The sequence below is a fragment of the Jannaschia faecimaris genome (assembly GCF_900107415.1).
Classification (GTDB): domain Bacteria; phylum Pseudomonadota; class Alphaproteobacteria; order Rhodobacterales; family Rhodobacteraceae; genus Jannaschia; species Jannaschia faecimaris.
In genome coordinates this window covers 17,248-40,474 of the sequence record NZ_FNPX01000002.1, presented here as the reverse complement: position 1 = coordinate 40,474, position 23,227 = coordinate 17,248, and the positions used below count along the sequence as shown (strand labels likewise).

General features: G+C 60.4%; 23 protein-coding genes and 1 pseudogene. 6 read left to right on the top strand and 18 right to left on the bottom strand.

What is annotated here, in order from left to right; genetic code table 11:
* Positions 1 to 6: 6 nt before the first annotated feature.
* From ribD to BLV27_RS02950, 5 genes are all read right to left on the bottom strand, one after another.
* Positions 7 to 1,089, bottom strand: coding sequence for a bifunctional diaminohydroxyphosphoribosylaminopyrimidine deaminase/5-amino-6-(5-phosphoribosylamino)uracil reductase RibD (gene ribD, locus BLV27_RS02970; protein ID WP_244504514.1), 1,083 nt, complete (start codon positions 1,087 to 1,089; stop codon positions 7 to 9).
* Complete coding sequence (nrdR, locus tag BLV27_RS02965) at positions 1,086 to 1,550, bottom strand: transcriptional regulator NrdR (protein WP_092642171.1); 465 nt, start codon at positions 1,548 to 1,550, stop codon at positions 1,086 to 1,088. Before nrdR ends, ribD begins: the two co-directional genes overlap by 4 nt.
* 135 nt (positions 1,551 to 1,685) lie before the next feature.
* The gene (locus tag BLV27_RS02960) at positions 1,686 to 2,048 is read right to left on the bottom strand and encodes a hypothetical protein (RefSeq protein ID WP_092642168.1); all 363 of its coding nucleotides are present in this window, start codon (positions 2,046 to 2,048) and stop codon (positions 1,686 to 1,688) included.
* Between the two features lie 352 nt (positions 2,049 to 2,400).
* A complete protein-coding gene (locus tag BLV27_RS02955) occupies positions 2,401 to 2,817 on the bottom strand; it encodes a secondary thiamine-phosphate synthase enzyme YjbQ (RefSeq protein WP_092642165.1) in 417 nt (138 codons plus the stop codon).
* On the bottom strand, positions 2,817 to 3,263 hold the full coding sequence (locus tag BLV27_RS02950) for a thiol-disulfide oxidoreductase DCC family protein (protein WP_244504513.1): 447 nt from the start codon (positions 3,261 to 3,263) through the stop codon (positions 2,817 to 2,819). Before BLV27_RS02950 ends, BLV27_RS02955 begins: the two co-directional genes overlap by 1 nt.
* A 175-nt stretch (positions 3,264 to 3,438) precedes the next feature.
* Between BLV27_RS02950 and BLV27_RS19265 the strand changes: the two genes are divergently transcribed.
* Positions 3,439 to 3,612, top strand: a complete 174-nt coding sequence (locus tag BLV27_RS19265) for a hypothetical protein (protein WP_170831333.1) — start codon at positions 3,439 to 3,441, stop codon at positions 3,610 to 3,612.
* Positions 3,613 to 3,672: 60 nt separating this feature from the next.
* On the opposite strand, the gene rpoD is transcribed toward BLV27_RS19265, so the two are convergent.
* The 7 genes from rpoD to BLV27_RS02915 form a co-directional block, all read right to left on the bottom strand.
* Positions 3,673 to 5,667, bottom strand: coding sequence for an RNA polymerase sigma factor RpoD (rpoD, locus tag BLV27_RS02945; RefSeq protein ID WP_092642161.1), 1,995 nt, complete (start codon positions 5,665 to 5,667; stop codon positions 3,673 to 3,675).
* Between the two features lie 80 nt (positions 5,668 to 5,747).
* Positions 5,748 to 7,754 (bottom strand): DNA primase, encoded by a 2,007-nt coding sequence (gene dnaG, locus BLV27_RS02940; protein WP_092642158.1) that lies wholly within the window; start codon positions 7,752 to 7,754, stop codon positions 5,748 to 5,750.
* 288 nt (positions 7,755 to 8,042) lie between these two features.
* Positions 8,043 to 8,432 (bottom strand): hypothetical protein, encoded by a 390-nt coding sequence (locus tag BLV27_RS02935; RefSeq protein WP_139176542.1) that lies wholly within the window; start codon positions 8,430 to 8,432, stop codon positions 8,043 to 8,045.
* 467 nt (positions 8,433 to 8,899) lie between these two features.
* The gene (locus BLV27_RS02930) at positions 8,900 to 10,234 is read right to left on the bottom strand and encodes a pilus assembly protein TadG-related protein (RefSeq protein WP_092642152.1); all 1,335 of its coding nucleotides are present in this window, start codon (positions 10,232 to 10,234) and stop codon (positions 8,900 to 8,902) included.
* On the bottom strand, positions 10,231 to 10,551 hold the full coding sequence (locus tag BLV27_RS02925; protein WP_139176541.1) for a hypothetical protein: 321 nt from the start codon (positions 10,549 to 10,551) through the stop codon (positions 10,231 to 10,233). The genes BLV27_RS02930 and BLV27_RS02925 overlap by 4 nt, the downstream gene beginning before the upstream one ends.
* A gap of 86 nt (positions 10,552 to 10,637) precedes the next feature.
* The gene (locus BLV27_RS02920; RefSeq protein WP_139176540.1) at positions 10,638 to 11,072 is read right to left on the bottom strand and encodes a hypothetical protein; all 435 of its coding nucleotides are present in this window, start codon (positions 11,070 to 11,072) and stop codon (positions 10,638 to 10,640) included.
* A gap of 480 nt (positions 11,073 to 11,552) precedes the next feature.
* Positions 11,553 to 11,747 carry a hypothetical protein gene (locus tag BLV27_RS02915; RefSeq protein ID WP_092642143.1) on the bottom strand — a complete coding sequence of 65 codons (195 nt, stop codon included), beginning with the start codon at positions 11,745 to 11,747 and terminating at the stop codon, positions 11,553 to 11,555.
* A gap of 161 nt (positions 11,748 to 11,908) precedes the next feature.
* On the opposite strand from BLV27_RS02915, the gene BLV27_RS02910 reads away from it, so the two are divergent.
* The 3 genes and pseudogenes from BLV27_RS02910 (at position 11,909) to BLV27_RS02900 (ending at position 15,112) form a co-directional block, all read left to right on the top strand.
* Entirely contained in the window at positions 11,909 to 12,340 is a 432-nt protein-coding gene (locus tag BLV27_RS02910; protein WP_092642140.1) for a hypothetical protein, read from the top strand.
* 255 nt (positions 12,341 to 12,595) lie between these two features.
* A pseudogene (locus BLV27_RS02905) lies at positions 12,596 to 13,532 on the top strand (integrase core domain-containing protein).
* Between the two features lie 152 nt (positions 13,533 to 13,684).
* Positions 13,685 to 15,112, top strand: a complete 1,428-nt coding sequence (locus BLV27_RS02900; RefSeq protein ID WP_244504512.1) for a Glu/Leu/Phe/Val family dehydrogenase — start codon at positions 13,685 to 13,687, stop codon at positions 15,110 to 15,112.
* A 69-nt stretch (positions 15,113 to 15,181) separates the two neighbouring features.
* Here the strand turns inward: BLV27_RS02900 and BLV27_RS02895 are convergent, their stop codons facing one another.
* Both BLV27_RS02895 and BLV27_RS02890 read right to left on the bottom strand, forming a co-directional pair.
* Complete coding sequence (locus BLV27_RS02895; RefSeq protein ID WP_092642136.1) at positions 15,182 to 17,089, bottom strand: cation:proton antiporter domain-containing protein; 1,908 nt, start codon at positions 17,087 to 17,089, stop codon at positions 15,182 to 15,184.
* Between the two features lie 57 nt (positions 17,090 to 17,146).
* The gene (locus BLV27_RS02890; RefSeq protein ID WP_092642133.1) at positions 17,147 to 17,599 is read right to left on the bottom strand and encodes an Lrp/AsnC family transcriptional regulator; all 453 of its coding nucleotides are present in this window, start codon (positions 17,597 to 17,599) and stop codon (positions 17,147 to 17,149) included.
* A gap of 138 nt (positions 17,600 to 17,737) precedes the next feature.
* On the opposite strand from BLV27_RS02890, the gene hppD reads away from it, so the two are divergent.
* Entirely contained in the window at positions 17,738 to 18,844 is a 1,107-nt protein-coding gene (gene hppD, locus BLV27_RS02885) for a 4-hydroxyphenylpyruvate dioxygenase (protein WP_092642130.1), read from the top strand.
* A gap of 348 nt (positions 18,845 to 19,192) precedes the next feature.
* Positions 19,193 to 19,675 carry a hypothetical protein gene (locus tag BLV27_RS02880; RefSeq protein WP_092642127.1) on the top strand — a complete coding sequence of 161 codons (483 nt, stop codon included), beginning with the start codon at positions 19,193 to 19,195 and terminating at the stop codon, positions 19,673 to 19,675.
* Positions 19,676 to 19,735: 60 nt separating this feature from the next.
* On the opposite strand, the gene BLV27_RS02875 is transcribed toward BLV27_RS02880, so the two are convergent.
* The 4 genes from BLV27_RS02875 to BLV27_RS02860 are packed head-to-tail and all read right to left on the bottom strand — an operon-like array spanning position 19,736 to position 23,154.
* Positions 19,736 to 20,566 carry a metal ABC transporter permease gene (locus BLV27_RS02875; RefSeq protein WP_280140284.1) on the bottom strand — a complete coding sequence of 277 codons (831 nt, stop codon included), beginning with the start codon at positions 20,564 to 20,566 and terminating at the stop codon, positions 19,736 to 19,738.
* Complete coding sequence (locus BLV27_RS02870) at positions 20,563 to 21,414, bottom strand: metal ABC transporter permease (protein ID WP_092642954.1); 852 nt, start codon at positions 21,412 to 21,414, stop codon at positions 20,563 to 20,565. Before BLV27_RS02870 ends, BLV27_RS02875 begins: the two co-directional genes overlap by 4 nt.
* Positions 21,395 to 22,270, bottom strand: coding sequence for a manganese/iron ABC transporter ATP-binding protein (locus BLV27_RS02865; protein ID WP_092642120.1), 876 nt, complete (start codon positions 22,268 to 22,270; stop codon positions 21,395 to 21,397). Before BLV27_RS02865 ends, BLV27_RS02870 begins: the two co-directional genes overlap by 20 nt.
* A complete protein-coding gene (locus BLV27_RS02860) occupies positions 22,267 to 23,154 on the bottom strand; it encodes a metal ABC transporter substrate-binding protein (protein WP_092642117.1) in 888 nt (295 codons plus the stop codon). The genes BLV27_RS02865 and BLV27_RS02860 overlap by 4 nt, the downstream gene beginning before the upstream one ends.
* Between the last annotated feature and the right edge of the window lie 73 nt (positions 23,155 to 23,227).

Below are 23,227 nucleotides of genomic sequence, written 5' to 3'. Positions count from 1 at the left end.
GGGCAGCTATTCGGTTGTCCAGCTGTGAAGCAGGTCGGTGCCAAGTCTTCGGGCCTCGGTCAGACGCAGGCGTGGAGCGTCGGCAAGAGCGCTCAGCCCCATCGCACCCAGACCCGGCGTACCCTCGGCACCGATCACGGCCCCAGCCGTGTAGCAGTCAAGGCGATCGACCAGGCCCTGTGACAGCAACGCCGCGGCAAGCGTGCCGCCGCCTTCACAATACACGCGCGTCAGGCCACGGCTTCCCAGCTCGATGAGCGCGGCATCAAGATCGATATGCCCACCCGGCCCGGCGGAACACGGAATGAGCGTGACGTTTCGCGCCTTGAGCGCGGCCTGTCTCTCCTGCGGCGCATCCCCGTGGAGCATCCATAAGGGTGCCGCGCCGCGTGTCATGGCGCTGTCCACCGGCACATTCAGGTGCCGCGACAAAACGATCCGTACCGGCTGCGGCACATCGCCCATGCCCCGAACCGTCAGTTGAGGGTCATCGACGCGTGCGGTGCCGGCCCCAACCATCACCGCATCGTGGCGCGCGCGCTGCGCGTGGACATGGGCGCGGGCTGCGGGCCCGGTAATCCACTGGCTTTCGCCACTCGCCGTTGCGATCCGTCCATCCAAGGTCATCGCAAGTTTCAGCGTCACGAAAGGGCGTCCGTGTTCAACGCGCGACAAGAAACCTGCCTGCAAGGCGCGGGCTTCAGCTTCCATCACTCCCCCGGTTACCTTGATCCCGGCGTTCCGCAGCATCGCAAGGCCCCCCCCGTTGACCCGCGGGTCGGGGTCGCGAGCGGCGACCACCACCCGCGTCAGGCCCGCGTCGACAAGGGCTTGGGCACAGGGCGGCGTCTGGCCATGGTGGGCACATGGCTCCAGCGTGACATAAGCTGTAGCTCCGCGCGCCGCAGCACCGGCTTGCGTCAATGCCTGCGACTCGGCGTGCGGTCGCCCCCCGTCAGCCGTAAATCCACGTCCTACGACGACGCCGTCGCGAACGATTACGCAGCCCACGGCGGGGTTCGGCCAGACGCGGCCCAGCCCCCGCGCCGCCAGAGCCAGCGCATGGGCCATGAACTGCGAGTCCGTCACGTGTCTAGGGTAGGGGGGCGAAGTTCATGGACAAAGTCCTCGAAATCGTCAGCCGCCTGGAAATTCTTGTAAACGCTGGCAAAGCGTACGTATGCGACGGTATCGATCCGGGCCAGGCTCTCCATCACGATCTCGCCGATCTGCTTGGAGGGTATGTCGGTATCGCCCATCGACTCCAGCCGCCGGACGATACCCGAGATCATCTGGTCGATCCGCTCCGGCTCGATCGGGCGTTTCTGCATTGAGATGCGGATGGAACGTTCCAGCTTGTCGCGGTCGAATTCCTCGCGTTTACCGTTTGTCTTGATGACAACCAGATCGCGCAGCTGCACCCGTTCGTAGGTGGTGAAGCGACCGCCGCACGACGGGCAGAACCGCCGTCGGCGAATGGCGACGTGGTCTTCGGCGGGACGCGAGTCCTTCACCTGGGTGTCAACGTTTCCGCAGAAGGGGCAGCGCATGTGTCGTCTCCGGGCCAGGTGATCCTGCCAGATGTGGCGGGCGGGACCATTGCTTGATGCGCTGATACTGTGCCCCCCCAAAAGTGGTGTGGCAAGACCGGTCGACCATCGTGGCAGCCGGGTGTGGCCTCTGCATCAGCGTGGCCGGAAGATGCGCGTGGTGTGGGTGGGCAGCACGTCGTGGATCTGAATTGCGCCAAGGCTCTCGAAATCCTGCCGATACTGACGCGCTAAGACTTTGTAGTTTGATTGCTTCTCGATTCCGATGACGACGAGGTACCCTTCGGTGACGCGGAGCATTTCGCCGAAAATCCATTCGCTGTCAGGATGGAGATGCAGCAGAACCGCCATCGTTAAGGTCAGCCCGAACTTACCACTGGCGAGCTTCGGCATCGCCGGCTGGGCGGCCTGCAACAAGATGGTTGCGTTGCTCTTCAAATCAGGAAAGGGCTGACCCATCGCTGCCACCGCATCCGCGTTGATTTCAATCCCCGTCAACGGGTAAGGCCTGCGTCCCGCATTCAGGTAGCACCAGACGTTGCAGCCAACTTCCAGTGGGCCGCCCGGACCGATTTCCTGCTGTTTAAGTAGCGAGACGAGATAGTCTTTCGGCTTCGGTGGCTTGTGCGAGGGGGGCGGCTGATTGCCCTTGTTGGGTGGTGCTACCAGTAGGCGGCCAACCTTTCACGCGATCCTCAGGTGGGCAGGTTCCCATCCCCTTTGATCGCGCGACCGATGCGATGGCAGTTCTTTCGGTAGGCGTTTGCGAGCGCATCAGGCACCTGAGCATACGCCGTTGTGGCTGTCCCGCTTGGCAGTGACCGCGTGAGTAGGGCAACGTCGTGCAGTCCTAGGTGTCGGCCCTGAAGTGCGCCGAAACCTGTCTGTCGTGCGGCCTATCCCGGTGTTCGACAAGATAGATGCCCTGCCATGTGCCCAGCATCATGCGCCCGTCGATGACCGGGATCGACAGGTTGACGGGCAGCAGCATCGACTTGATGTGGCCGGGCATGTCATCCGGCCCCTCGTAGGTATGTGTCAGGTAGGACATTGATGGGTCAGACGTGCGTGGCACCGCGCGGCCCAGCCAGGCGATCAGGTCGGTCTGCACCTCTGGATCGGCGTTCTCCTGGATCAGCAGGCTGGCGGAGGTGTGGCGAATGAAAAGCGTCAGCAAGCCCGAGGCATTGGGCACCCACGCAGCGACCTGATCCGTGAACTCAGTCAGGCCCGGTCCGTTCGTCTGGATGTGGAATCGACCGTGCATCAGGCCGGCAGGTCCAGAAAGCGGCTTTTCACGTCGGGCGCGGGCAGGATGCAGGTCGATGTCCGACCGAAGATCTTATAACGGTTTCTGGCGATTGCATGGTACAGTAGGTTCTTTACGGACCCGGGCAGCCACGATGCGACAGCTAGGGCCTTCCACGGCCAGCCGATGGCGCGCATCGCGGCGGCAAAGGCGTCGAGCCGCTGGTATATCACGCCGTCAACGATGACGAGGTTCGTTTCGAATGCGTCCGTGGGCAACCCCAGATCGCGGTACATCGACTGACCCAGAACCGACTGTGCGGTGACGAAGCGGAACCGGCTGTCGGTATCGGTCCGGATGATGAACTTGAAGAAACCTGAGCAGAGCACGCAGACGCCGTCGAAGACGTCGTTCTGACCGATAGCGGCCCGCGTTTCGTGGGAAAGTGCGGTGATCATGTCCATTGGTGGACTTTAGGCGTGTGGCGCGTCCTCCGAAAGGCGTCAGCGCGCCGCGCGTCGCCGCATGTTTGCCTCCGATTGCGACTGCGGCAATCCCGCCCGCCTGTGGAACGGGCCGGGCGCGGTCGGGTTTTTTACCTGATGTGCCCTGACGGGCAGGAAAAGACAGGAGGGCGTAATGACCGATAATGCAAAACTCGACAGAACCGTAAGGATAAAAGGCGGGGCAGTTGCCGCGCTGACGCCAGCGCAGGGCACGACGCATGACCCGAATTCCGTGACCACCGGAACGTCTGTCGAACCCACACGCGATGTCTACCCGCCCAAGGGCGAGGATGATTACAAGTTATGAACGCGCAAGGCCCCGGAACTTCCGGGGCCTTGTGTTTCTGTGAATAAGTGAGCGCCAGTCCTACTGATCAAGGAAACTGCGCAGTTTCCGCGAGCGGCTCGGGTGCTTCAATTTTCGAAGCGCTTTCGCCTCGATCTGACGGATGCGTTCACGAGTGACCGAGAACTGCTGGCCGACCTCTTCCAGCGTGTGGTCGGTGTTCATTCCGATGCCGAAACGCATCCGCAGCACCCGCTCCTCGCGCGGGGTGAGCGAGGCCAAAACCCGCGTCGTGGTTTCCTTCAGGTTTTCCTGAATAGCGGAATCCAGCGGTAGAACGGCGTTCTTGTCCTCGATGAAGTCGCCAAGCTGGCTATCTTCCTCGTCACCGATTGGGGTCTCAAGCGAAATTGGCTCCTTGGCGATTTTCATCACCTTGCGGACCTTCTCCAGCGGCATTTGCAGCTTGGCTGCCAATTCTTCGGGCGTCGGTTCGCGGCCGATTTCGTGCAGCATCTGCCGGCCGGTGCGGACCAGTTTGTTGATCGTCTCGATCATGTGGACCGGAATCCGGATCGTGCGAGCCTGGTCGGCGATCGACCGGGTGATTGCCTGACGGATCCACCAGGTCGCATAGGTCGAGAATTTGTAACCGCGGCGGTACTCGAACTTGTCGACGGCCTTCATCAGGCCGATGTTGCCTTCCTGAATCAGGTCAAGGAACTGCAGGCCGCGGTTGGTGTATTTCTTGGCGATCGAGATCACGAGGCGCAGGTTGGCCTCGACCATTTCCTTTTTCGCCTGACGCGCTTCCTTTTCGCCCTTCTGAACCTGGTTCACGATGCGGCGGAATTCGTTGATGTCCACGCCGACGTATTGACCGACCTGCGCCATATCACCGCGCAATTCGTCCACCTTGTCACGCGATCTTTCAAACAAGGCTTGCCAGCCACGACCGGTCTTTTCAGACATCCGATCGACCCAGCCGGGGTCGAGTTCGTGGCCACGGTATTCCTCGATGAATTCGCGGCGGTTGATGCGAGCCTGGTCTGCCAGTTTCACCATACCCGAGTCGATCGACATGATCCGCCGGTTGATGCCGTAAAGCTGATCGATGAGGGCTTCGATACGGTTGTTGTGCAGGTGAAGCGCGTTCACCATTTCCACAATCTCGGAGCGCAGCTGCTGGTATGCGGCCTCTTCCTTTTCAGAAAAGCTGTCATCTTCATTCAGCGTCGCGGAGATCCGCAGATCCTGCATTTCGGCCAGCTTGGTGTAGTGATCGGCGATGACGTCCAGCGTTTCCAGGACACGCGGCTTGAGTGCGGCCTCCATCGCGGCCAGCGACAGGTTCGCGCCCTCATCCTCATCATCATCGTCGTCGTCATCGGTGCTGATCGGGTTCCCGTCTGCGTCCAATTCCTGCTTGTCTTCGGTCTTGGCGGCAGCGCTGACGCCCGGAACAGCCCCGGCAACCGGCGTCTCAGCCTCCTCTTCCATCTGGTCGCCGAACGTCGTTTCAAGATCGATAACGTCGCGCAGCAAAATATCTTCGGACAGAAGTTCGTCGCGCCAGATCGTGATCGCCTGGAACGTCAGCGGGCTTTCGCAAAGCCCGAGGATCATGGTGTTGCGGCCGGCCTCGATGCGCTTGGCAATCGCGATCTCGCCTTCGCGCGACAGAAGTTCGACCGATCCCATCTCGCGGAGGTACATCCGGACCGGGTCGTCGGTACGGTCAAGTTTGGTCTCGGCGGCGTCGGTCGTCGCGACATCGCCACCCTTCTTGGAGGCGTCCACGACGGCGGTGGAACCCTTGGACTTCTCATCGTCGTCGTCTTCGGCTTCCTCGGCCTCGACGATGTTGATGCCCATCTCGGACAGCATCGACATCACGTCCTCAATCTGCTCGGACGAGACCTGCTCGGGTGGCAGAACCTCGTTCAGCTGATCATAGGTGATGTAGCCACGCGTACGCGCGTCGGCAATCATGCGTTTGACGGCGGCCTGGCTCATATCGAGCGAATGATCGCCCTCGGGGTCCCGCTGCTTGTCGTCGTCAGTGTCCTTGGCCATCGCCGCGCTCCGATCAGGAGTGATTCTTCGGTGTTCGTTAGCGAATCACTATCGCGAATCGCTGGGGACCGCACCCCGAATCACTTTTCAGTATTTGTTTTGCCCGCCGGCGTTGCCAGAAGGCTGTCATAATAGTCAGCGAAGGAACTTTCGCCGTCGCCGCTTGCCACATTTTCGTCCCCGATGCGCAACGAAGCATCGTGTCGCTTGCCTGCCTGTGCCAACCGCCATGTCATTGCCTCGTCGGCCCCATCCTCGAAATCCTCGATGGCCTCGCGCGCTTCGCGAACCGCCCCACGTCGGGCATCCAGCCGGGTCAGCAGATCGCGAATGCAAAGCCGCGCCCCGTCACTGTCGCTCCGCGTCACCGGTGATATTCGGACATGGCGCTGAGCGAGCAGCGTTTCAAGGGCTTCCGGACCGATCCGATCAACAAGGATGTCCATGATTTCACCGGCTTCCAGATTTGGATCAACCGTGAGCAGGGCCTGCGCGATCCAGGTGTGCTCGTCCCGGCCCCATATCCCGGTTTCCAGCAGGTCGGTGAATTCCGCGATCAATTCGGGGTGACGGATCAGCCCGGCAAGAATGACTTGTTCCAGAAGAATGTCTGGCGTGGTCGATCCCGAAGCCAGATCCGAGGTTCGCGCAGTCGCCGTGGCCTGCGCGGGGGGCTGCCATTTCTTTCCGGGCGTGAAGGGTCTGTCGCGGCGATATCTTGGGTTGGGCACGAAGCCCCGGTCCTGTCCCCGATCGGGCGTGGCCGGCGGCGGGGCGTCGAAGGCGACCGAGCGCGAAAGGGGGATGCCGAACAGCTCCGCTCGCAGGCGTGCGATTTCCTCGCCGTAATGGCGGCGCAGGCTCGTGTCCTTGATCCGGCGCAGAATGGCCCGAAGTTCGCGGTCCAGCATGGCGCGGCGTTCGGGGCTGTCGAAGCTTTTGCCTTCTATCTCTCGCTTCCAGAGCAGGGCGAGCATCGGACGCGCATCATCCAGCACGGCGCGCATGGCGCGTGTGCCGTCTTCACGGATGAGATCGTCGGGGTCCTTGCCTTTCGGCAGGATGGCGAACCGCAGGCTCTGCCCCGCTTCGATTAGCGGAAGGGCCAGGTCGGCCACGCGCAGGCCCGCATTTTGGCCCGCGGCATCACCGTCCAGAGCGATCAGCGGTTCGGGCGTCACGCGCCAAAGCATCTGCAATTGCCGCTCCGTCACCGCCGTGCCCAAGGGGGCGACGGCGGCTTCGAACCCGGCCTGAACCAAGGCGATAACGTCCATGTAACCTTCGGCCACTACGAGGGGCTGGCCTTTGCCCGCCGCAGTGCGCGCGTCGCGCAGGTTGTAGAGGTTCGATCCCTTGTCGAAGAGCAGCGTCTCGGGCGAGTTGAGGTATTTCGCCTTGGCATTGGTGTTCATCGCGCGCCCGCCGAAACCGATGCATCGGCCGCGCGCATCCCGGATCGGAAAGATGATGCGGTGGATGAACCGGTCGCGCGCGGCCCGCCCTTCTTCCGCTGGCACGGCCAGCCCTGCGCCTTCAAGCATCTCGAACGAGATTCCCTTGCCGGTCATCGCGGTAAGGAAGGCATCGGAAGCATCGGGTGCGAACCCTATTTCGAACCGGTCCAGCGTCTGGCGGCCCAGACCGCGCCGTTCGAGGTAGGCGCGCGCCTCTGACGCGCCTTGCGTTGCCAGTTGAAGGCGGAACCACTTCACCGCTTCTTCCGTCACTTCGGCCAAGCGGGTGCGCAGGTCGGCCTTTTCGGCGGCCTTTGGATCGCGGGCGGGCATTGGCATTCCGGCTTCGCCAGCCAGGATCTCTACGGCCTCCATGAAGCCGACGTTCTCGGTCTCCTGTACAAAGCCGAAAACGTTCCCCTTCGCCTGGCAGCCGAAGCAGTAGTAGAACCCCTTCTGGTCATCGACGTGGAAACTGGCCGATTTTTCCTGATGAAACGGGCAGGGGGCCCACCAGTCGCCTTTGGCCTGATTGGTCTTCTTCATGTCCCACGTGACCTTGCGCCCGACGACGGCCGATAGGCTCAGTCGATTGCGCAGGTCATCAATGAAACTGTCGGGTAGCCGCATAGTTACAATATCGGGGCACCCCTGATCAGAGTCGAGAGGCGGAGAGAGTGTATTTGGCGTCAGCCCGAGAACCGGCAGTGTCGTGGTGATGCGGGCGACGCGATCCGCTTCGGAAGACGGGCGGCCCTTCTGTTTCTCGGCGTCATTTGCCCGACAGGGTGACCAGCCGGGTTGAAACGCTGATGCGTGCCCTGATCGTCAGACCGGCCGATCTCCCTGCTACGGGTCATCCAAATGACCCCGCCCGGAACTTCGCCGGGCAGAAGGACACTATTCATGCGGGATATCTCAGGTGCCTTCGGCTTCGCAGTTCCCGGCCCCGATCAGCGGCAGACCGTTGACCTCCGTAACCGATGGTCCGCAGTCCGTGTCGTTCGCAATCACGCTCCCATCTCCGGGGTCCGTTTCGTTGCCAGGCGCAAAGGCGAGGCGGGCGGCATAACGCTGACTGATGGGGACGAAGGACGGGATGATCCGGTCTTCCAAGCCTACATTGAAAAAGGGTCTGTCGTAGGTGTAGGCTTCGACCAGTGTGACACGCTGGTTGTCGTCAAGACGCGGAATTTGGTTCAGGTATTCGTCAAGGCGCTCTCGCGTCATCGCCGGCTGGCCGTCGGTCGCATAGGACCAGATGACCTCCAGCGAGTCATCGATGCGACGCACCTCAGTGAATCGCATGAAGCTTGCGTCATCGGAACAGGTCAGCGTTTCATAGACCTTTTCCAAGCCGTCCGGGTCGGCCGGGCGTGACGATATCCAGACGGCGCTGGGCCTCCCCCAACGAAGGCTGATCATAACCAATGCGGCAATCTGGGCGCGAAGCTGTCGATCGCTGCGGCTTGTGCCCCGGTCGAACATGCAAACCCTGAGAGGATGCGCTTGAGCAGCCGGATCTTGGCCTAGAGGGCCTCCGGGTAATGGGCCTTTCCTGTCTCTCTATGCGGAGGCGTCAAGCAAGGTCGCATCAGCCGATGGCAGGCCGCTGGAGATCTTGGTGATTGCCGACTGGAAAACCATCGCCAGGCTCCGGTAAGGTCACATGCACCGGCGCGAGCGCGAAAAGATCACGCCGGATGCAATGATATTTCAGCGTCAGGGTAGATTACCGGGCCTTGATCCGCGATTCCCCGGGAAACAGCGGCGAATCATTGCACGATGCGGAAAAACTCCGGCTCATACCATATTGGCAATCCGTCCGGACCACAGAAGCCAATTCGCCCACTCGCGGTCGCATTGATGTGCTGATCGCTGATCACCGATGCGCCGTTTATGCTGCCGACGTCCGCGGCGAAAGAAACCGAACCGGCTGCGACGATGCGCGAGCCGTTCATTTCCATGCCGGCAGGAGCACGGAAACCGCCAAGGCTAAAGAATTGCGCACCGCCGCCGGGAGCGCAATCATCTTTACGTCCCATGCGGATGCCCGATGCGCCAGTAATCGAAGCCTCGGCCGTGCTGGTGGTGATGATCGTGACGTCCTCCGCCGCGGCACCGCTACCGAATGCAACCTTGCAATTCGTAATCAGAACACCCTCGCGCAGCACTGTGCTGGTCGGAATTGAGATACTCTGATTAGTGTTGGGGCAGGTGATTTGATGGATGCGCCCTTCTTGCCAGACGGTTTCGTCGAGCTGGCCCTTCCATTCAACTGTGACAGGCAAAGGGGAGGTCAGGTAATCGGGATAGACCGGTGAATTTATGTCGATGATCCCATTCAACATCATATCCACGCGGCCTGCCGCGTTGATCTCGTAATATCCGTCGCGAAGCGACTCCTCGAGGCCATCATTACTCTCCATCCCACTGCTAGGCAGGACTACGTCACGTTTGTCCGGCATCGATACGATGACACCGGGCTCATAAATATTGTTGCTGTTCAGAGCGACATATCCGTTGGAGTGAATGCAAAACCCTGAAGTATAAAGATTGTTGCTGGTGACATCGACATATTGGTCGCCGACAAACCCTTCGAGCATGCAGGTGGGAACATAAGTATCGGCGATGGACCGGCGAACGACGTCGAAGCCTGGAACACCAGCGAAGCGCAGCAGAAAGGCCCGAACCCTGTTGCCGCGACCGACCAACCGTGACGTGTCAACCATCACGGCATCGTCTGCGCCGATACTGGGCGTGAAGGTCCGCGTTCCTTGGTCCCAGAGGCCGAAAACGATATCCTCCGGCAGCAGGGTATTGCCGTACACCTCGGAAGGAAGCGCGCGCTCGACGACAGCCAGAGCGGCAACGATTGCCTCGGGCTCAGTCCCGCCGGATTGCCGTTCCACGAGGGCAGCATGGGCCGCGCTGTCAGCCGCGACCTGAAGTTGCGTCCGAACCTGAAGCGCGTTGGACATGTCGAGTGCTATTCCGCCAAGAGCGCAGGACGATACGAACATCAGCAGCCCGAACGCCGTCATCGCACCGTCTTCGCTGCTCGCCTTGGTCTGCAATTTGCGCGTTAACTTTGAAAACGTCGTGTTCATGGCATCCACTCCAACCTGTGGCTCGCGGTGAAGGTCACCGGTGCCGATTGCGAATTTGCGAGAATTCCCATCATCCGCAGTGAGGTCCACGGGATGTCGACAGTTGTGACCACCATGTTCCCGTCGATCTGAACCGTCGCATCGGCAGCTGGATAAACATCCTGAATCTGGCTCTCGATGTAGGCTTCGGTTTCGGCAGCCGTCTTGAATATACCGATCGACATCTTGCGATCACCGTCATGGATGCTGCGATTGACGTAGGAATAGCTGTAAAAGGTGTTGCTGGTATCGACTATGATGCCTGTGATCAGGATCATGAGAGCGAACCAGAAAAGTGCCTCAACCGTGAAGGTCCCAGACTCCGAAGTCACGAAACGTCTGATGTGGCTTTTAAAATACAACATCAGACCTCAATATATTCCTTAAAGTGACTTGCGGTGATCGACAGCTCTCCGTTGGCCAGCAGACGCGCGACGATGCCGAACATGTCGACATCGGCAAGCGGCACGGTCACCTCGGTGCGCACCATTCCCATCAGAATGAAGCTGTCGACCGTGCTGAGTTCGCCATCCGCCGATGGCGACAGGGCATTCCTTATCGCCGTTTCTGCTTCGAGGTTGGAGTTGAGGACGCCAATGGAGTACATTCGGTTTCCGTCCTCCACGATCCGAAGCATGTTCGAGCGGTTGAACATGATGTAGGACGCGTCGGCGACCAACATGAAGAACCCCATGACAAAGGGCACCCAAATCACGAAGGATACCGTCTCGACGCCGCCGTGCTCCTCGCGCAAGAAGCGCCGGGTCTTATGCAAATGTCGCTGATACATGATGAGCACGAACGCTCCTTAAAATAACACTTCTCAGGACTTATCCGGTAAAGACGGCTAAATTTTGGCGTTTTCCTGTCTGCTAAGGTGGGCGAGCGGATCATGAGTCAGGGTTTTGGAAACGCTGGCAATGCTCCGCCCGCCGGACCCGGAAACCATCGTATCGATGAATCCAAGGCCAATCATGCACTAACACTCAAACTGGCCCTCTCAGGTGGGGCTGATCATCCGCGCTGCGCCTCGGCCACCCTCGCCTTGCCCTCGAGCGTTCGCGGGCCGGTGCTGCATGACCTGTGAAAGCGACAACGCCACCGCCCAGACTCGGACAAGGCGAGCCGCGACACCCCAAGCCATTTGCGGTACGCCTTGAATTCGCCCCCAGGTCGTGGCTCCCTTCTTGCCCCCTGCGCCGACGCTTCGCGTAGCTGAGCGGCCTTCTTTCTCGCTCTCGAGGCACGTTTACGGCATCCCTCCCGGCAGTAGCGCGCATCAGCCCGGCGAAAGAGCGGGATAGGCGCACGGCACCAGTCGCAGAACCAGCCATTGCGCTTCATGTTGCGGGCCACGGCCACCATGCGGGCGATGCGCGCGGCGATTGCTCTCCAGCCAGACTGCGGCGCTGACGGTGAAGCCGCCTCCGTCGTGTTCTTCAATTTGCAGCCCTTGCGGGTCAGGTCCAGGCATCTGCTTTCCTTTGAATAGACCGGGGGCGATAGGCGGGCGAATCTGTTGCTTATGCTTGTGTCTGCGAGAAAACTCCTCTGGCGTCCCGCTCCGACAGTGCCAACTACAACCCAATCTGTCAGTGAAGGAGCCAGCAGCATCAGAATGCCGAGGAAGCAAGCATGACTAAGCCACGAAACCTGTTCGCCGTCGGCTTTTGCGCCGTTCTCGTCGCGCCCCCGGCTGTTGGGCAAGTGAACGACGCTTTCCCATTCGTCCTCGAATGCACCTTTTCGGCAAGCGTGACTGCCAACATCTCGACGAAGTTTGGTATCCAAGTGAAGAACGACAGTGAAACAATTATGGACTTCAAATTCCTGCTGGCTTCGGAATCAGAAGCCCGCATGGTTGGAGACCGAGGCGATGCGAAGGTGGTACCGGTTTGGGGCATCAATCGGGTTACCTTCGTCGAGACGACTTCTACAGGGACGATGCAGACCACCACGATGTACGGAATAGGGCGGGGGAAGAAAGCCGCAGTTCACTCCCGGTCTTCCGGTAATGAAGGCTTGGAGATACCATCACAGTGGTACGGCTTCTGCGAGGCGCAGTAAAAGGTTCTCCGCTACAGCGCGCGCCCAGGCTTTCTGCAATGCCTATGGCTAGATGTATATATGTCCTGTTTTCTGTGACGCGCTGGGCGTGATTTCGGGCCATCACGTCACAATTTTCAGGACGGCACCTGCCTTTTTCCGGCCTTCCGGTGCAACAGTGTCACAAATTGAGCCACCCCCAACGAAGTGGTCTGCCCCTATGATTAGGAAACCGGAGGACCATAGATGGCCATTTAGAGACCGAAGTCCGAAGAGATTGTCGTGACGTTACGGCAGGTTGAAGTTCTGATGGGGCAAGGCATGCCGCGGATCGATGCGATCCGTCAGATCGGTGTGACTGAGCAAACCTATTACAGCTGGAAGAAGAAGTGCGGTGGAATGGGCACAGAGCAACTCAAGGAACTGAAGCGGCTGCAGAAGGAAAACGAGCGCCTTCGCCGGGCTGTGTCGGACCTGACGTTGGATAAGCTGATCCTTTCGGAAGCCGCCCGGGGAAACTTCTGAGCCCCTCGCGACGTTGCGCCTGCATCGACCTGGTTCGCAGCCAGATGAAGGTTTCCGAGCGTCGCGTTTGCCGTGTTCTGGGCCAGCACCGATCCACGCAACGGCGATTGCCCCAGGGGCGTTCTGACGAAGACCGCCTGCTTGCGGACATGATCGAGCTGACGCGTCAGTTTGGCCGATATGGCTATCGTCGCGTAGCGGCTCTTCTGAGAGACGCTGGCTGGCAGGTAAATGACAAACGTGTCGAGCGGCCTTGGCGACGCAAGGGGCTCAAAGTGCCTGTAAAACAACCGAAAATGGGACGGCTCAGGCTGAACCCCTCTCGTGACATCACTTTGCGATGCCCTGCCGGGCAATGGACAACGGCCCTGAGTTCATCGCTGAGGCCGTTAGAGGCTGGATCAAAGCTGTCGGAGTCAAGTCTGCCTACATTGAACCCGGATCGCCATGGGAGAACGGATACTGCGAGAGTTTCAACGGGCGAATGCGCGACGAGCTGCTGAACGGCGAAATCTTCTATTCACTGCGCGAAGCTCAGATCATCATCGAAAGCTGGAGGAACCACTACAATACCAAACGACCACACAGTGCACTGGGCTACCGCCCGTCGGCCCCGGAAACCATCATATCGATGGATCCAGGCCAATCATGCACCAACACTCAAACTGGACCATTCAAGTGGGGCTGATCATAACTGCCGGGCGTTATTGCGTTGAAAATTTGTCATTGTGCCCGCATTTCCCATAGTCCGTGCGAATTGTCTGTGTCGTTTCGAAGTTCCTACCCTAAGCTGTCTGCGTAATCGAAGGAGTGGCCGTTCTGGCCGAGGGGGATCGAAAGATGAGCATCAAAAGCGGCGGTTTCAGCGCGTCGGTCAATGCAATGTATGATCGGGCGGTCGGGCTGATGGATCTCGGTCCCGGTCTCGTGGAGAAAATCCGCGTATGCAACGCTACCTATACGGTGCGCTTCGGCGTACGTCTGCGTGGCAGCATTCATACTTTCACCGGATATCGATCCGTCCACTCCGAGCACATGGAGCCGGTCAAGGGCGGCATCCGCTACTCCCTCGCCGTCCATCAGGACGAAGTGGAGGCGCTGGCGGCGCTGATGACTTACAAATGCGCTCTCGTGGAAACGCCGTTTGGCGGATCGAAGGGCGGGTTGTGCATAGATCCCAACGCATGGGAGCCGCATGAGCTTGAGATGATCACGCGGCGTTTTGCCTACGAACTGATCAAGCGCGATCTGATCAACCCCGCCCAGAACGTTCCGGCCCCCGACATGGGAACCGGCGAACGGGAAATGGCCTGGATCAGTGATCAGTACCAACGCATGAATACGACCGACATCAACGGTCGCGCCTGCGTCACGGGCAAGCCGCCCCACGCGGGCGGCATCGCCGGCCGCGTTGAGGCGACAGGTCGGGGGGTACAGTATGCGCTGCAGGAGTTTTTCCGCCATCCCGAAGATATCAAGGCTGCCGGGTTGTCCGGCTCGCTCGATGGCAAGCGCGTCATCGTTCAGGGTTTGGGCAACGTCGGCTACCATGCCGCAAGTTTCCTTGCCGCCGAAGACGGGGCCAAGATCACCGGCGTGATTGAGCGTGACGGAGCTGTCCACAATGAGGAAGGTCTCGATGTGGACGCCTTGCGGGCGCACATCCGGACCACCGGCGGCGTGGCGAATTTCGCGGGCGGCCATTACGAGCGTGATGGCACCAAACTTCTGGTAGCCGAGTGCGACATCCTGATCCCGGCTGCGCTGGAAGGCGTGATCCATGCCGACAACGCGGCCAATGTGAAAGCCCCCCTGATCATCGAAGCGGCCAACGGCCCGGTCACCGCCGAGGCGAACGAGATACTGCTTCAGAAGGGCTGTGTCATTATCCCCGATCTCTATGCAAACGCGGGTGGTGTAACGGTGAGCTACTTCGAATGGGTCAAGAACCTGTCGCATATCCGGTTTGGCCGCATGCAGCGCCGGGCCGAGGAGGCCCGCCACCACGTCTTGGTGAACGAGTTGGAGCGTCTGTCGACGAACAAGTCGGTTCCCTGGACCCTCTCGGATGACTTCAAGCGCAACTACCTGCGCGGTGCCGGAGAGCTGGAGCTGGTGCGCTCAGGTCTCGACGATACGATGCGTGCCGCCTACGGCGCGATGCGCGACGTGTGGCACGGGCGTGAGGACGTGCCTGACCTCCGTACCGCAGGGTTCATCGTCTCGATCGGTCGTATTGCCGCCAGCTATCAGGCAAAGGGCCTCTGACCGGTCCGCTGCCCCGCCTGCTGCAATCGGCGGGGCACCCCCACGATGGTGATCCGAGTTTCGGTTTATTCAGTCGGATGACTTGGCCGCTGCTGCGGCGTCTTCGTCTTCGCCGAACCGCGTCAGCAGCGCGTTTTCCAAGCCCTTGCTCAATTCGCGCGCCAGCTCGGCGTATTCCGGATTGTCCTCGATTGGAACGCCTGGTTTCCAAAGTTTTGCCAGGGCAAGCATCGCTTCGCGATCATGCTTGAAGAATGCTTCGCGCGCCTCGTGAGCCTCCTTTTCGGACCAGCCCATTTGCTCTAATGCGTAGCGCCCGACACGCAGGGAGCTGTCGAACATTTCCCGCACGATTTGATCGGCACCGGCGCGGAACAATTCGTAGACGTGCACGCGGTCGTAGGCGCGTGCGATGATGTGGATGTGGGGGGTCGCCGCCTTTGCCTGTTTCACCAGCCTGATCGAATCGGCCCGGTCATCCAGCGCGACGATCAGTATCTTCGCTGTGTTCAGGCCCGCCGCCCTAAGCAATTCAGGACGCGTCGGATCCCCCATGTAGGTTTTGACGCCGAATTTACGCAGTAGTTGAATTGTCTGGATATCGCGATCGAGCACCACCGTGCGCAGGCCCGCGCCGTGCAACATCCGCTGGACGACCTGACCAAAACGCCCAACGCCCGCGATGATGATGCTCGCCTGCTCGTCGATGTCGTCGTCGGGCGCGCTTTCGCCTGCGGGGTGCCTTGCTGCCAATCGCTCGTAAGCGATGAACAGCAGTGGAGTCAGTAGCATCGACAACGCGATGACCAGCAAAAGAATGCCGCGCAATTCCGGGCCGATCACCCCGTCGCCGAACGCGACCGAGACGAGGACGAATCCGAATTCCCCGGCCTGCGCCAGCGACAAGGTGAAGAGAATGCGGTCACGCCCCTTCAGCTGGAAAACAAGTGCCAATATAAAGAGTATCGCGCCCTTCACCAGGATCAGCGCCGCAGTCGCGCCGAGGACGATCAGGGGTGCGGATGCGAAGGTGTTGAAGTCGATACCCGCGCCGACGGTGATGAAGAACAGCCCCAGCAGGATGCCCTTGAACGGTTCGATATCGGCCTCCAGCTCATGCCGGAATTCGGAATTGGCCAGCACAACGCCGGCCAAAAATGTTCCGAGCGCCGGAGAAAGTCCGACCGCCGACATCAGGACAGCGACACCGATCACGAAAAGCAAGGTTACCACGGTATGCATCTCGCGCAGGCGCGCGGCCCCGACGAAGGTAAACACATGCCGGGTCACGAAGGTCCCGCCAAGAACGACGACCCCGACCGCCCCCACCGTCAGCAGGGCCAGGCCCCAGCCAGGGACAGTATCGACCCAATGCCCGACATCGGCCATCATGGTGGCGCTTTCGCCGTCGCCCACCGTCGGCGCGTCGCCGTGGCCTCCGCCCTGTGAGCGGCTTCTGCCGCCCCCAACCGCCAGCAATGGCATTATGGCCAGCATCGGGATAACGACGATATCCTGCGCAAGCAGGACCGAGAAGGCGGACCGTCCTCCGCGCGTCGCCGTCAGGTTCTTTTCCGACAGGGTCTGCATGATGATCGCCGTCGATGACAGGGCCAGGATCATCCCGATCGCGGTGGCAACCTGCCAAGTGAGTCCAAGCGCCATCGTGCCTGCCACGATGGCGGCTCCGGTCAATAGAACCTGACCCAGACCAAGACCAAGCAGCCGCGCGCGCATGTCCCAAAGCGCCCGGGGTTCCAGTTCCAGACCGATCACGAAAAGCATCATGACCACGCCGAATTCGGCGAAATGCTGCAATTGCTCGGTTTCTGACCCGACCAATCCCATCACTGGGCCGATCATTATGCCGGCGACAAGATAGCCCAGAACGGAGCCCAGCCCGAAGCGCACGGCGAGCGGGACGCAGATCGTCGCCGCCCCGAGGTAGATGGCCGCCTGAAGAAGGAATGTTTCCATTTCTACTGTGTAGTGCAGGTCGACAGGTGCGACAATCGTCTCGGTTGGCCCGAGATGTCAGATCGGCAAAGGACCGTCGCGTTTGGGTTGATCCATCACGATCTGACTCTGGACTCTCGCGACCGCCGGATGAGGCAGGAGAACCTTGTGGACCAGATCGTTCAGCGCGGTGAGGTCAGGGCACCAGACCCGCAGAAGGTAGTCCGCCTCTCCGGTCAGGGTCCAGACCGAGGCGACGCGTGGCTCCGCCTCAAGCAGGCGAAGAAAGGCACGCGCGCCTGTCGGTGCGTGGCTGGTCATCTGGACCTGCACGAAGGCCTGCACGTCCAGACCGACGCGCGCCGGATCCAGCCGGGCAACCGTCGCGCGAACCACGCCGTCTGCTTCCAGTTTCGCGCGGCGCCGCCCTGCCTGGCTGGTGGATAGGTTGAGTGCCTGACCCAATGCATCGGCCGTCAGGGTTGCGTCGCGCTGAATCAGGCGCAGTAGTTTTCGGTCCGTATCATCCATATCATGTCCAATGCATATTTTGCGCGCTCAATAGTTCACGTCCAACGAAGTCGCGCATATTATAGCGCGAAGCGCCGCATGATGCGCAAATCGCGGGCTGAATTCCTGTCACAAAGGCATCAAACAGGAGTACGCCCCATGGGACCTTTCCCCCACGACGCCCCTTATGCCGAAATCAGCGCCAAAAACCCTGCCGGGACCGACGGATTTGCCTTTGTCGCCTTTGCCCATGAAGACCCGCAACAATTGCGCGATGTCTTCACGCGACAAGGTTACATCCATGTGGCGAACCACAAGTCCAAGCCACTGGAGGTTTGGCAGCAGGGCGACATAAGCTACCTGATCGACGCGACGCCCGGCAGCCATGCCATGGAGTTCGTCAACGAGCATGGTCCCTGTGCCCCGGCGATGGGTTGGCGCGTTGCCGACGCGCAGCACGCGTTCGACCACGCCGTGGCAAAGGGCGCGCAACCCTACGAAGGGCCGGGCAAGATGATGGATGTGCCCGCGATTGTCGGGATTGGCGGCAGCCTGATCTACTTTATCGATCAGTATCGCGACGCCTCGCCCTTCAATGCTGAGTTTAACTGGATTGCCAAGGCCCACCCCGCCGGCGTGGGCTTCCACTACCTCGATCATCTGACGCACAACGTGCACAGGGGGAACATGGACAAGTGGTTCCATTTCTATGGCGACTTGTTCAACTTTCGTGAAATTCGGTTTTTCGACATCAAGGGCAAGTATTCCGGCCTTCTGTCGCGAGCGCTCACCTCACCCTGCGGTCGCATTCGCATTCCGATCAACGAGGATCGGGGCGAGACCGGGCAGATTGTCGAGTACCTCAAGCGCTACAACGGCGAGGGCATTCAGCATATCGCCGTCGGCGCGCGTGACATCTACGAGGCGGTGGATGCCATAGCTGAGAATGGCGTAAAGTTCATGCCCAAGCCTCCGCAAACCTATTATGACCAGAGCCGCGAGCGTGTGACCGACCACCAGGAGCCGCTGGACCGCATGGCCAAGCACGGCATCCTGATCGATGGCGAGGGCGTCATCGATGCTGACGGCGGCGAGCGTGAGACGCGGATCCTGCTGCAGATCTTCTCCAAGACATGCATCGGCCCGATCTTCTTCGAGTTCATTCAGCGCAAGGGCGACGACGGCTTCGGCGAAGGCAACTTCAAGGCTCTGTTCGAATCCATCGAGGCCGATCAGGTGGCGCGCGGCGTTTTGACTGCGACCTGACCGATCCCGGTCGGTGATCGCGCCGTACGGGGGCGGGAACTAAATTGGGATCCGCCTGTTCATTTGATGAACCGCATACACCGACTTTCGCAAAGATCACGTCTTTCCTGGCTCCGGTTGTCTTCCGGTGGTTGTGCGGTGCGGGAGGCAATCGTTTGAGCGACACCCCGGCCCCGTGAAAAGGGTCGGGGTGTTCGAATTTTGCGACATGGGGCGGTGCGGCGAACGCGGGTGATCCCGGTCAAGTTCCAATAATTGTTTACTAAAAAATTCGAAACTATCGCGGGACGGAGGGTGTTGGACTGTCAGCAAATGGCAAACAGCCGATTGTAACAGAAAGGACTACTTATGACCCGCTTTACCGTAGTAACCGCCGCCGCACTTACCGCAACATCCGCCGCAGCATACACCGGGGTGTCCCCGACAATTGTCGAATCGGTCGAGACGACGCTCGCCGGTGCAGCCTACGAGGGCTACTCAGTGGAGCAGATGTCGGACGCGCAGGTGCTGGAAATCTATCTGGCGACGACTTCCACTGACAACGTCAACGCAGGCACGGGCCGCATTGATGCCGTCTTGGCCGAACTGCGCGATCCGGAAGCCGAGACGGTCGTTGTAACGCCGGAAGAAGCAGCCCGCATAAAGGCCGCGCGCGATGCCGAACCTTCGGTTGTAGAAACCGTCCAAGCCCAGATGAACACGCGTGGCATTGAGATCGACGTGAGCACTCTGACGGATGCACAGGTCGCGGAGTTGTACTTTCTGACCTCGTCGGAAAGTGAGTCCCAGCAACAGCGGACCGAAATCGAGACGATCATCGCCAACGGCTAAGGACGTCTTCGTATTAACGAGTTCTAAAATATTGAGGGTCGCCTGCGGGCGGCCCTTTTTTCATGCTGCCGACAGGCGGGCCACAGTGATCCGGCGGCGCACGAAAGCGGCCAGGAACACGGTCGTCAGAACCAATACAACTGTGGGGGCAGGCGCGCTGTCGAGGAAAAAACTGGCATAGATTCCTATCATCATCGATCCGGTACAGGCGACCACCGCAACAATCATCATTCGCCCGAAGCTACGCGTCAGAAGAAAGGCTATCGCGCCCGGAGTCACCAGCAGTGCGACCGCCAGGATCAGGCCCACGGCCGTCAGCACCGCAACGACGACCAATGATAAGATCGTCAGCAAGCCGTAATGGAGCGCCTTCGTATTCAACCCTGCCGCCTGCGCCTGTGCGGGATCGAAAGCATGGAGGAGAAAATCGCGCCATTTTACGACGAAAATCATCGCCACCGGTGCCGAAATCGCCAGCGCGGTCCACAGATCGGCGCGTCCGACCCCAAGCATGTTGCCGAACAAAATATGGTCCAGGTGCGCATCGGACGGAAAGGCCACAAAGATGATCAGACCGACCGCGAACATCCCGGAAAAGACGACGCCCATAACTGTATCGCGTTTCACGCGGGAGTTTTCCGCAAGGTAGCCCGTCAGCAACGAACAGCCCATACCCGCGACGAACGCACCGAAAATCAACGGCAAACCCAGCAAGTAGGCCAGCACAACCCCCGGCAGGATCGCGTGGCTGACGGCATCGCCCATCAGCGCCCAACCCTTGAGCACAAGGAAGCACGACAGCATAGCCGCAGCTGGTGATACGATCAGTGCGATCAGGAAACCGTTCTGCATGAACGGGAATTGAAACGGCAGCAGAAGGGCCTCCATCACGCGCCGCCCTTTGCCGACCGCCGACGTGCAGCCAGAATGCCGTGTTGGGGTGCAAAGACAAAGGCCGTCAGGAAGATGAGCGTCTGCAGCGCCACGATGATGCCGCCCGTGGCTCCGTCGAGAAAGAAACTCAGGTAGGCCCCGACGAAAGATGTGCCCGCCCCGATGCCCACCGACAGCGTCAGAAGACGCGGGAACCGGTTGGTCAGAAGATAGGCCGTTGCCCCCGGGGTGACGACCATCGCGATCACCAGGAATGCGCCTACCGTCTGCATGGCGGCGACGACGCAGGCGGACAGCAGCGTGAAGAACACCGCCTTCAGCAGGCCGGGCCGCAACCCGATCGATCGCGCGTGGCTTTCGTCGAAGAACGTGACCAGCAAGTCCTTCCATTTCAGCAAAAGCACTGTCCCGGACACGACGCCGATGATGACCAGTTGAAGCGTATCTTCCGGCGTTATGGCGAGGATGTTGCCCATCGTGATTGTCTGGACCGAGACGGAAACGGGGTTCAGGGACACCATGAATAGGCCCAACCCGAAGAACGAGGTGAAGATGATCCCGATGATGACGTCCGGTTTCAGCCCCGATCGATCGGACAGGAAAAGCATCGCCGCCGCGGCCAGCCCGCCCGCGATGAAAGCTCCGAAGGCAAAGGGCAAGCCCAGCAGGTATGCCCCGGCCACGCCCGGCACGACCGAATGGGACAGGGCGTCACCGATGAGTGACCAGCCCTTGAGCATCAGGAAGCAACTGAGAAATGCGCAGACGCCGCCCACTAGGGCCGATACCCACATCGCATTGACCATGTAAGAATAGGCGAAGGGCTCAAGCATCCTCGTTCTCATCGCTGTCGCGTTTTTCGCCATAGAGAACGAAGGGCCGTTCGTCGTCCGTGATGATCCGGACCTCGCGGGTGTCTTCGTCGTCGTGGTGCAGGTCCGTGCCCCCGAGCGTGAAATGCCGCAGCACGCCGCCAAAGGCTTCCTCAAGGTTTTCGCGTGTATAGATTTCGTCCGTCTTGCCGTAAGCCGTCACGGTTCCTTTCACCAAGACGGTCCGGTCACAGAATTCGGGCACGGAGCCGAGGTTGTGCGTCGAGACGAGCATCACCCGCCCTTCGTCGCGCATCTCGCGAAGCAGTGTGATGATCTGCTCTTCCGTCTTCACATCAACGCCCGTGAAAGGCTCGTCCAGAAGGATCACCTGGCCGTCCTGCGCCAGCGCCCGTGCAAGAAAGACCCGCTTTCGCTGACCACCCGACAGTTCTCCGATCTGGCGATGGCGGTAGTCGGTCATTCCAACGCGGGCCAGGGCATCTGCCACGGCGGCATGGTCCGCAGGTCGGGCCCGCCGCAGAAATCCCATGTGCCCGTAGCGGCCCATCATTACGACGTCCTCGACAAGCACTGGGAAGGCCCAATCGACCTCTTCCGACTGGGGCACATAGGCGACGACGTTCGATTTGAGCGCCTGTTTTACCGGTTGCCCCAGCAGGCGGATTTCTCCGTTGCTGGCGGGGACAAAGCCCATGATCGCCTTGAAAAGGGTGGACTTCCCAGCACCGTTCACACCGACCAGAGCCGTGACTGTCCCGCGCGGTATGTGAAATGTCGCATCGCGCAGGGCTGTGTGGCCGTTTCGATAGGTGACCGTCACGCCCGTCGCATCAATTCCCCCGCCATCGGCGATATTGTTGATCATTCCGTCCCTGCCAAGCCGTTGGCCACCGTTTCCGAGGTGACGCGCAGCAAATCCAGATAGGTGGGGACTGGCCCTCCGGCCTCCGAGAGGCTGTCGACGTAAAGCTCGCCGCCGTAGCGCGCGCCGGTTTCGCGCGCGACCTGCCGCGCCGGATCGGTGTTGACGGTGCTTTCGCAGAAGACCACCGGAATCGCGTTGTCGCGCACGCCGTCGATGACGCGGCGCACCTGTTGCGGTGTGCCGACCGCGTCGGTGTTCATGGGCCAGAGATACATCTCCCGCAGCCCGAAGTCGCGGGCCAGGTAACTGAACGCGCCTTCGCAGGTCACCAGCCAGCGGCGATCCTCTGCCAAGCTGGCCAGACGTGCCCGCAGCGGTTCCAGGACGGCTCTGATCTCCGCTTTGTAGGCTTCCGCGTTGGCAGCATAGGTTGTCGCATGTTCGGGGTCGGCGTTGGACAAGGCGTCGCGAATGTTGTCGACATAGATCATCGCCGCGTCCGCGCCCATCCAGGCATGGGGGTTCGTTTGGCCTTCATAGGATCCTTCGGAAATCGGGATCGGGGTGATCCCGTCGCTGACCGTCGCGGCGGGGACATCGCCCAGGTTGTTCAGGAATTGAGCAAACCACAGCTCCAAGTTCAGACCGTTCCAGAGGATCAAGTCCGCGTCGGACGCGGCCACGAGGTCGCGCGGAGTGGGGGAGTAGCCGTGGATTTCCGAGCCGGGTTTTGTCACCGATACCACGTCCGCCGCGTCGCCCGCGACATTGGCCGCCATGTCGGCGATCACGGTGAAGGTTGTCACGACCTTCAGCTTGTCCTGCGCAATCGCGGGCAGGGCGGCGGTCGTCAAGAGGAGTGCGGTAAAAGCAATACGGAGCATGGTTCACCTGCGATTGAGAATTACTCGCAAAAAGAACTCCAAGGCTGAAAATGTCAAGGGCCGCCCCCAAAGG

Excerpts from the sequence above, each read along its gene's own strand:
- nrdR (WP_092642171.1), bottom strand. The coding sequence starts at position 1,550 with ATGCGCTGCCCCTTCTGCGGAAACGTTGACACCCAGGTGAAGGACTCG.
- BLV27_RS02955 (WP_092642165.1), bottom strand. The coding sequence starts at position 2,817 with ATGCACGGTCGATTCCACATCCAGACGAACGGACCGGGCCTGACTGAG.
- BLV27_RS02950 (WP_244504513.1), bottom strand. The coding sequence starts at position 3,263 with ATGGACATGATCACCGCACTTTCCCACGAAACGCGGGCCGCTATCGGT.
- BLV27_RS19265 (WP_170831333.1), top strand. The coding sequence starts at position 3,439 with ATGACCGATAATGCAAAACTCGACAGAACCGTAAGGATAAAAGGCGGG.
- rpoD (WP_092642161.1), bottom strand. The coding sequence starts at position 5,667 with ATGGCCAAGGACACTGACGACGACAAGCAGCGGGACCCCGAGGGCGAT.
- dnaG (WP_092642158.1), bottom strand. The coding sequence starts at position 7,754 with ATGCGGCTACCCGACAGTTTCATTGATGACCTGCGCAATCGACTGAGC.
- BLV27_RS02935 (WP_139176542.1), bottom strand. The coding sequence starts at position 8,432 with ATGCGATTCACTGAGGTGCGTCGCATCGATGACTCGCTGGAGGTCATC.
- BLV27_RS02930 (WP_092642152.1), bottom strand. The coding sequence starts at position 10,234 with ATGAACACGACGTTTTCAAAGTTAACGCGCAAATTGCAGACCAAGGCG.
- BLV27_RS02925 (WP_139176541.1), bottom strand. The coding sequence starts at position 10,551 with ATGATCCTGATCACAGGCATCATAGTCGATACCAGCAACACCTTTTAC.
- BLV27_RS02915 (WP_092642143.1), bottom strand. The coding sequence starts at position 11,747 with ATGCCTGGACCTGACCCGCAAGGGCTGCAAATTGAAGAACACGACGGA.
- BLV27_RS02910 (WP_092642140.1), top strand. The coding sequence starts at position 11,909 with ATGACTAAGCCACGAAACCTGTTCGCCGTCGGCTTTTGCGCCGTTCTC.
- BLV27_RS02900 (WP_244504512.1), top strand. The coding sequence starts at position 13,685 with ATGAGCATCAAAAGCGGCGGTTTCAGCGCGTCGGTCAATGCAATGTAT.
- BLV27_RS02895 (WP_092642136.1), bottom strand. The coding sequence starts at position 17,089 with ATGGAAACATTCCTTCTTCAGGCGGCCATCTACCTCGGGGCGGCGACG.
- BLV27_RS02890 (WP_092642133.1), bottom strand. The coding sequence starts at position 17,599 with ATGGATGATACGGACCGAAAACTACTGCGCCTGATTCAGCGCGACGCA.
- hppD (WP_092642130.1), top strand. The coding sequence starts at position 17,738 with ATGGGACCTTTCCCCCACGACGCCCCTTATGCCGAAATCAGCGCCAAA.
- BLV27_RS02880 (WP_092642127.1), top strand. The coding sequence starts at position 19,193 with ATGACCCGCTTTACCGTAGTAACCGCCGCCGCACTTACCGCAACATCC.
- BLV27_RS02870 (WP_092642954.1), bottom strand. The coding sequence starts at position 21,414 with ATGAGAACGAGGATGCTTGAGCCCTTCGCCTATTCTTACATGGTCAAT.
- BLV27_RS02865 (WP_092642120.1), bottom strand. The coding sequence starts at position 22,270 with ATGATCAACAATATCGCCGATGGCGGGGGAATTGATGCGACGGGCGTG.
- BLV27_RS02860 (WP_092642117.1), bottom strand. The coding sequence starts at position 23,154 with ATGCTCCGTATTGCTTTTACCGCACTCCTCTTGACGACCGCCGCCCTG.